The 6,442-nt window shown below is 32.5% G+C and carries 5 protein-coding genes and 2 tRNA genes; all 7 read left to right on the forward strand.

Features of this window, described 5'->3' with window-relative positions; translation table 11 throughout:
• The first annotated feature begins 128 nt into the window (after window positions 1–128).
• The 7 genes from J5G60_RS15550 to J5G60_RS15580 all read left to right on the forward strand — a co-directional run bounded on the left by J5G60_RS15550 (window position 129) and on the right by J5G60_RS15580 (window position 5,537).
• Window positions 129–1,529 carry an amino acid permease gene (locus tag J5G60_RS15550; protein WP_150358458.1) on the forward strand — a complete coding sequence of 467 codons (1,401 nt, stop codon included), beginning with the start codon at window positions 129–131 and terminating at the stop codon, window positions 1,527–1,529.
• A gap of 133 nt (window positions 1,530–1,662) precedes the next feature.
• The gene (locus J5G60_RS15555; protein WP_150358459.1) at window positions 1,663–2,418 is read left to right on the forward strand and encodes an amino acid ABC transporter ATP-binding protein; all 756 of its coding nucleotides are present in this window, start codon (window positions 1,663–1,665) and stop codon (window positions 2,416–2,418) included.
• A complete protein-coding gene (locus J5G60_RS15560) occupies window positions 2,419–3,084 on the forward strand; it encodes an amino acid ABC transporter permease (RefSeq protein ID WP_150358460.1) in 666 nt (221 codons plus the stop codon). It begins immediately after the preceding gene.
• A gap of 51 nt (window positions 3,085–3,135) precedes the next feature.
• Window positions 3,136–3,966, forward strand: coding sequence for a transporter substrate-binding domain-containing protein (locus J5G60_RS15565; RefSeq protein WP_150358461.1), 831 nt, complete (start codon window positions 3,136–3,138; stop codon window positions 3,964–3,966).
• A 71-nt stretch (window positions 3,967–4,037) separates the two neighbouring features.
• Window positions 4,038–5,153: a MalY/PatB family protein gene (locus J5G60_RS15570; protein ID WP_236035332.1), complete on the forward strand. Its 1,116-nt coding sequence runs from the start codon at window positions 4,038–4,040 to the stop codon at window positions 5,151–5,153.
• 182 nt (window positions 5,154–5,335) lie between these two features.
• Window positions 5,336–5,426 (forward strand) — tRNA-Ser (locus J5G60_RS15575).
• Between the two features lie 20 nt (window positions 5,427–5,446).
• A tRNA-Ser gene (locus J5G60_RS15580) sits at window positions 5,447–5,537 on the forward strand.
• The last annotated feature ends 905 nt before the right edge of the window (window positions 5,538–6,442 follow it).

Raw genomic sequence — 6,442 nt, forward strand, 5'->3', positions numbered from 1 at the left:
GTTTTAATAAACTTACAATTATAGTATAATAATAAAATGTCTTTCAAATAAAGAGCTATAGTAAAATTATTTAAATTAGAGGTATTGTAATAATTCTTCTATTAAAATTGAGGAGATTGATGTATATTATGGATTTATTTAGAAAAAAAAGTTTGAATGATTTTGAAAATGCAGTTTCCAAAACCAATCTAAAAAAAGGATTAAATTCTTTTGATATAGCATCTATGGGAATTGGATCTGTAGTGGGTACTGGCATATTTGTCGCAACCGGACAAGGTGCCCATATAGCAGGACCAGCAATAATAATATCTTATGTAATAGCGGCAATAACAGCTGTACTATGTGCTCTTACTTATGCAGAACTTGCCACCATGTTTCCGGTTTCAGGTAGTACATATTCTTATTGCTACATAGCTTTTGGTGAAATAATAGCTTGGATTTTGGCCTGGAATTTAATACTTGAATATCTTGTAGTTGCAGCTACTATTGCTACAGGTTGGTCTTCTACATTTGTGGGAGCTTTAGCTACATATAATATACATATACCTGAAATGATTACAAAGTCTCCATTATCTGGTGGCATAGTAGATTTACCTGCTGTTCTGGTTGTAGCACTTATAACATGGATTTTATATATTGGCGTGTCGGAAAGTGCAAAGGTAAATAATATTATAGTTGCTGTAAAAATAGCTGTAATAGCTATTTTTATATTAGTTGGAATAGCTCATGTAAATATATCTAATTATCATCCTTTTGCTCCCTTCGGATTTAAAGGGGTAATGTCGGCAGCTTCAATTATATTCTTTGCATTTATTGGATTTGATGCGGTTTCTACTGCAGCGGAAGAAACTGCTAATCCTAAAAGAGATATTCCATTAGGATTGGGTATCTGTATGGTTATAATTGTTATATTGTATATAGGTGTCTCACTAGTTCTTACAGGAATAGTACCATATAAATTAATAGATATAAATAATGCACTTCCAGCTTCTCTGTCATATGTTGGAATAAATTGGGGATCTGCTCTAATAGCTGTAGGAGCTATTGTAGGAATGATTTCAACTCTTTTAGTAACAGTATATGGTCAGGTTAGAATATTCATGAGTATGTCTAGGGATGGTTTATTACCTAAATGCTTTGCATCAATATCTGATACTCACAGTACACCAGCTTGCTGTACTTTAATAACAGGAGCTGCAACGGCTGTCATAGGGGGTTTTTTGCCACTTTCAGTACTCATTGAATTATGTAATATAGGGACTCTATCTGCTTTTTTAGCGGTATCTATAGGAGTTATTGTTTTAAGAAAAACTATGCCTGACATTGAAAGAAAGTTTAGATGTCCGGGAGTACCTTTTACCCCGATATTAACTATATTTTTTTGCTTATACCTTATGATAAACTTACCAATGGTCACATGGATTAGGTTTCTAGTGTGGACAATAGCTGGAATATCCATTTATTTTTTATATGGGGCAAAGCATAGTACATTAAATGAGACTTCTAATATAGAAAATAGGAGTGTTTAATAGTTAATGTGTTAATTATTTTATAATAAAATACGGAAAGGCATTGAAGGTTGTATGTGATATAATAAAAATTAAGCTCATGGATCATAGCTTATCAATATTATTTGTAATTCAAATTAGGCAGGGTAGTAAGATGATTAAGGTAGAACATTTAAAAGTTCAGTTTGGACAATCTGTTGTTTTAAAGGATATAAATATTGAAATAGACAAGGGAGAAGTTGTGGTATTAATTGGTCCTTCAGGGACAGGTAAATCTACATTTCTCCGTTGTCTTAATTTTTTAGTTAGACCTACAGAAGGTAGAATTACAATTGATGGATTTACAGTAAATGCTAAAATAGCTTCTAGAAAAGATATTTATCAATTGAGACTGAAAACATCAATGGTTTTCCAGAATTATAATTTGCTTAAGAATAAAACCGCTTTACGAAATATTATGGAACCTATGGTTACAGTACAAAAGAAAAGTAAGGACAAGGCTGAAAAAATAGCTCTTGATTTGATTAAAAAGGTAGGGCTTTTAGAAAAAAAAGATGCATATCCTAAGGAGATGTCAGGTGGACAACAGCAGAGGATAGGGATTGCCAGAGCTATGGCTGTAAATGCAAATGTTATGTTATTTGATGAACCTACATCTTCTCTGGATCCTGAATTAGTTGGAGAAGTTCTAACTGTAATTAAACAATTGGCTGTAGAAAGTAATAAAACAATGCTAATAGTGACCCATGAGATGAAATTTGCCAGGGAAGTTGCAGATAGAATAGTTTTTTTGGAAGATGGATGCATTGCAGGAATGGGAACTCCTCAAGAAATATTTGAAAATTGTACAAATGAACGAATTAGAAAGTTTGTTAATACAGTAAGTTCAAATATTATGGAGGGTAAATAAATGAATTTTGATTTTAAATGGTTTATTAACTTATTTCCGATTGTCCTACCTTCATTAAAATTGACAATTGAGATGTCTTTGATATCTTTATTATTTACATTGATGCTGTCTATTATAATCTCTATTATTAGGTATTATAAAGTATGGGGATTGTCTCAAATTTTTGGTATTTATATTACATTTTTTAGAGCTACACCATTGGTGGCACAGCTGTTTATATTATATTTTGGATTTCCATCTATAATCCCGGCTTTGAAATCCATGACGGCGTTTCAAGCTACTGTAATTGCTCTTACGTTAAATACAGCTTCTTTTATGGCAGAAACGTTGAGGGCAGCTATTGAATCTGTTGAAAAAGGACAACTTGAGGCTTGCTATTCTATGGGAATGACAAAATATCAGACAATGATACGAGTTGTTCTACCTCAAGCATTTGTTGTAGCGCTGCCATCTCTTGGAAACCAGTTTATAGGCATAATTAAAGGAACTGCACTTGGGTTTACAGTAGGACTTGCTGATATAATGGCAAAAGCCAAGATGGAAGCAGCATTAAGTCTGCGTTTTTTTGAAGCATACTTATGTGTCACACTGATTTATCTGGTAATTGTAGTTTTTATGGAAAAACTTCAGGGACTATTGGAAAGAAGAATTCAAAAATTCTGTTAAAAGGTATAATTTTAAATTTATATAAATAATATTAAAACTTAGGAGGAAAATATGAAAAAAATACTTTTAACTGTAATATCCATATGTGTGATTTTTGGTATGACTGCATGTGGAAATAATCAAAAAAATTCACAAAAACAAGATGAATCTAGCACATCTACTGAAATTGTGGTAGCATCCGGTTCATCGTCAGTTCCAAATTCCTATGTAGAAAATGGAGTACATAAGGGACAGGAAGTGGATATTTGGAATGCCATTTCTAAAAAGACCGGACTTAAGGTTAAATTTATAACGGGAGATTTTGATACTTTATTTGGATATCTGGATTCAGGTAAAGCTGACACTGTGGGGAACACCATTACAATCAATGCCAAGAGGAGAGATAAATATAATTTTTCAGAACCATATGCCTATATTCCTGAAAAATTGGTTGTTCATTCAAATAGGACAGATATTAAAAAATTAAAGGATATCGCAGGAATGACCTGTGGGTTTTCATCAGGATCAAATGGAGGCAATTTGTTTCAACAAATTGCAAAAGACCAGGGAATAAAGATAAATTTAGTAACGTATGATAGTTCTGAATTATTAAATGAAGCTTTCAGACAGGGAAAAGTTGATGTGATGATTGTGGCGGCTGGTGAAGCGGCGTATAAAATTAAAAATAAAGTTATTGATGCCAGAATGGTTGAGGAAAATGTTATGGTTGGAGCTAAAGCTTATCCTTTTGTAAAAGGAGATAAAAAATCGGAAGAGTTGAATAAAGTTGTTACCAAGGCGATTAAAGAGATGCAGAAAGACGGTACACTGAAAAAGATATATAATAAATGGTATGGAATGGATTTTAGTCAAAAGCCGGCTAATGAAAAGATAGCAGATTAATTTTATAGTCTTTTAAATTGAAAGTGTAGTTGTTAATCTTTTTGAGAAAGATGATGTGGAGGTGAATTAAAATGTTAAAGTATGTTGACAGAAGGAAGACGGACAGTTCTAAATGGGATGGACTAAAAGCTGTGTTTGGATCTGAGGAGCTGCTTCCTCTGTGGGTAGCGGATATGGATTTTAGAGTATGTGATTGTGTGCTTAAAAAGCTTGATGAATATTTAAAACTTGGAGTTTTAGGCTATTATATAGAGCCTAAGGAATATAAAGAATCTTTTATAAAATGGGAGCAAACTTACCATAATTATAGGGTTCATGAAGATTGGATCAGGTATTCTCCTGGTGTGGTTCCTGCTATTAATTGGCTCATTCAGATATTAACGGAAAAGAATGATGCAGTTATAGTATTGACGCCAGTTTATTATCCTTTCCTGGATGCAATTAAGAATAATAAAAGAAAATTAATAGAAAGTGACTTAATTAACAGCTCAGGAAAATATACTATTGATTTCTCAGATTTTGAAAATAAAATTGCAAAAAATAATGTAAAGTTGTTTTTGCTCTGTTCGCCCCATAATCCAGTGGGAAGAGTATGGAAGAAAGATGAACTGAAAAAACTTATGGATATATGTGAAAAATATAAGGTAAGAGTAATTTCAGATGAAATTCATCAGGATATTATAATAGGACAAAACCCTCATATTTCAACTGCAAGCATTGGCGATTATGATTCCATGCTTGTTACTCTTACTGCTGCCACTAAAACTTTTAATCTTGCTTCTTGTAAAAATTCTTTTGTTGTCATACCTGATTTTGATATTCGAAAGAATTTTGATAATTTTGTAAAATGTATCAGAATTCCAGGTGGAAATGCGTTTGGGTATATTGCAGTCCAAAGTGCCTATGAAGGGGGAAGGCCCTGGCTGGAGGAAGTGCTGCAGCAGATCAGGGAAAATTACCTGTATGTAAAAGAAACTTTAGAAAAAGAATTGCCTCTTGTAGAGATATCACCCTTGGAGGGAACCTATCTGGTGTGGATTAATTTGGGAAACTATATAAAAGGAAAAGATATGGAAGGTTTTATAAAAGAGAGATGCAAACTGGCCTTTGATTTTGGAGAATGGTTTGGCGGAGAACGTTTTAATAATTACATAAGGATGAATATTGCCCTTCAAAAGAAAATATAACTAAAGCCCTTGAAAGAATTGTAGGAGAGATCAATGAAATTATATAAATAAAATTTTAAGTGACATTATCACATGCCAGTAGAATTTTGAACTTTGGGTTGACAGTGAATATATATCGTGCTATATTATATTAGTAACCGCAAGGAATATGGAAGCAAAAGTTAATTAAGATAACTTTATGCGGAAAGATGGTCGAGTTGGTTTAAGGCACCGGTCTTGAAAACCGGCGTACGGGTGACCGTACCAAGGGTTCGAATCCCTTTCTTTCCGCCATATATTATAATGTAGGGCATGGAGAAATACTCAAGTGGCTGAAGAGGCGCCCCTGCTAAGGGCGTAGGTCGGGTGACCGGCGCGAGGGTTCAAATCCCTCTTTCTCCGCCATAGGCTTTATTAAGGTGCATTGAGCTTCATGAATGACATAAAATCAATGGTTTAGAGAAATGGCGTATCATTAAGAGTTATTAAAAGTTACTACAATTGTAGTACTAACTGTAGTAAAAATTGTAGTAAAATAAATGTAGTCAATCAAGGAAGTTATCCAGTAAACTGGTTGCTTCTTTTTTTTCGTTCTTCAGATCATTTAAAAAATCTCTATTCACAAAATACTAGATCCATTTTTTTATATTTTTTAGGGTTTTTAATTTTTTCTTTTAAAATTCTTTAGTAATATGTAAAATTGTAATTAAGTTAAGACAGTACCCTCTTTGAGTGATACCACTAAGCTTCTTAATGATGCTAAACTGACGAGATAAATTTTTTATAAATGATTTTAAGGTAATTTTAATAATTCAAAGGTAATATCATTTTAAAGGACATTCCTTTTGAGTAAGAACAATAATTACATTAGTGTCTGTGGTTGCAGGGCACGTTAAATTTAAATGCAACCACCATAAGGTTCTTTGTAAAAGTTGGTCTTCCTTAATTATTTTAAAATGTTTACAAATAGTTTATTGAAAGTATAAGTATAGTTTGATAGCATATATTATAAGAGCTTAATAAAAAGAGAACCATTACCAGACACCCGGATGAACTGATCCCCATAAGTTAGACCTAAAAATCTAACTTATGGGAGGTCAGTTTTTTATGGCAAAATATAGTTACCAATTAAAAAAAGAAGTTGTCAATGCAGGCGAGAGGTGTGGAAAGAGAAATCTGTTATCAATTCAAAAATACTAAGAGTTATTGATAAAATACATTAGGTCATTCATTTGGCCTAGAGTTTATTTTTATTACAATTGAATATTTTTAGATATACTTTATAATAGAATTAATTGTATAATTAATAT

Origin of the sequence: Clostridium sp. HV4-5-A1G (assembly GCF_900184915.1) — a bacterium.
Taxonomy (GTDB): domain Bacteria; phylum Bacillota; class Clostridia; order Clostridiales; family Clostridiaceae; genus Clostridium_B; species Clostridium_B aromativorans.

Coding starts and splice junctions, on each gene's coding strand:
- J5G60_RS15550 (WP_150358458.1), top strand. CDS start 129: ATGGATTTATTTAGAAAAAAAAGTTTGAATGATTTTGAAAATGCAGTT.
- J5G60_RS15555 (WP_150358459.1), top strand. CDS start 1,663: ATGATTAAGGTAGAACATTTAAAAGTTCAGTTTGGACAATCTGTTGTT.
- J5G60_RS15560 (WP_150358460.1), top strand. CDS start 2,419: ATGAATTTTGATTTTAAATGGTTTATTAACTTATTTCCGATTGTCCTA.
- J5G60_RS15565 (WP_150358461.1), top strand. CDS start 3,136: ATGAAAAAAATACTTTTAACTGTAATATCCATATGTGTGATTTTTGGT.
- J5G60_RS15570 (WP_236035332.1), top strand. CDS start 4,038: ATGTTAAAGTATGTTGACAGAAGGAAGACGGACAGTTCTAAATGGGAT.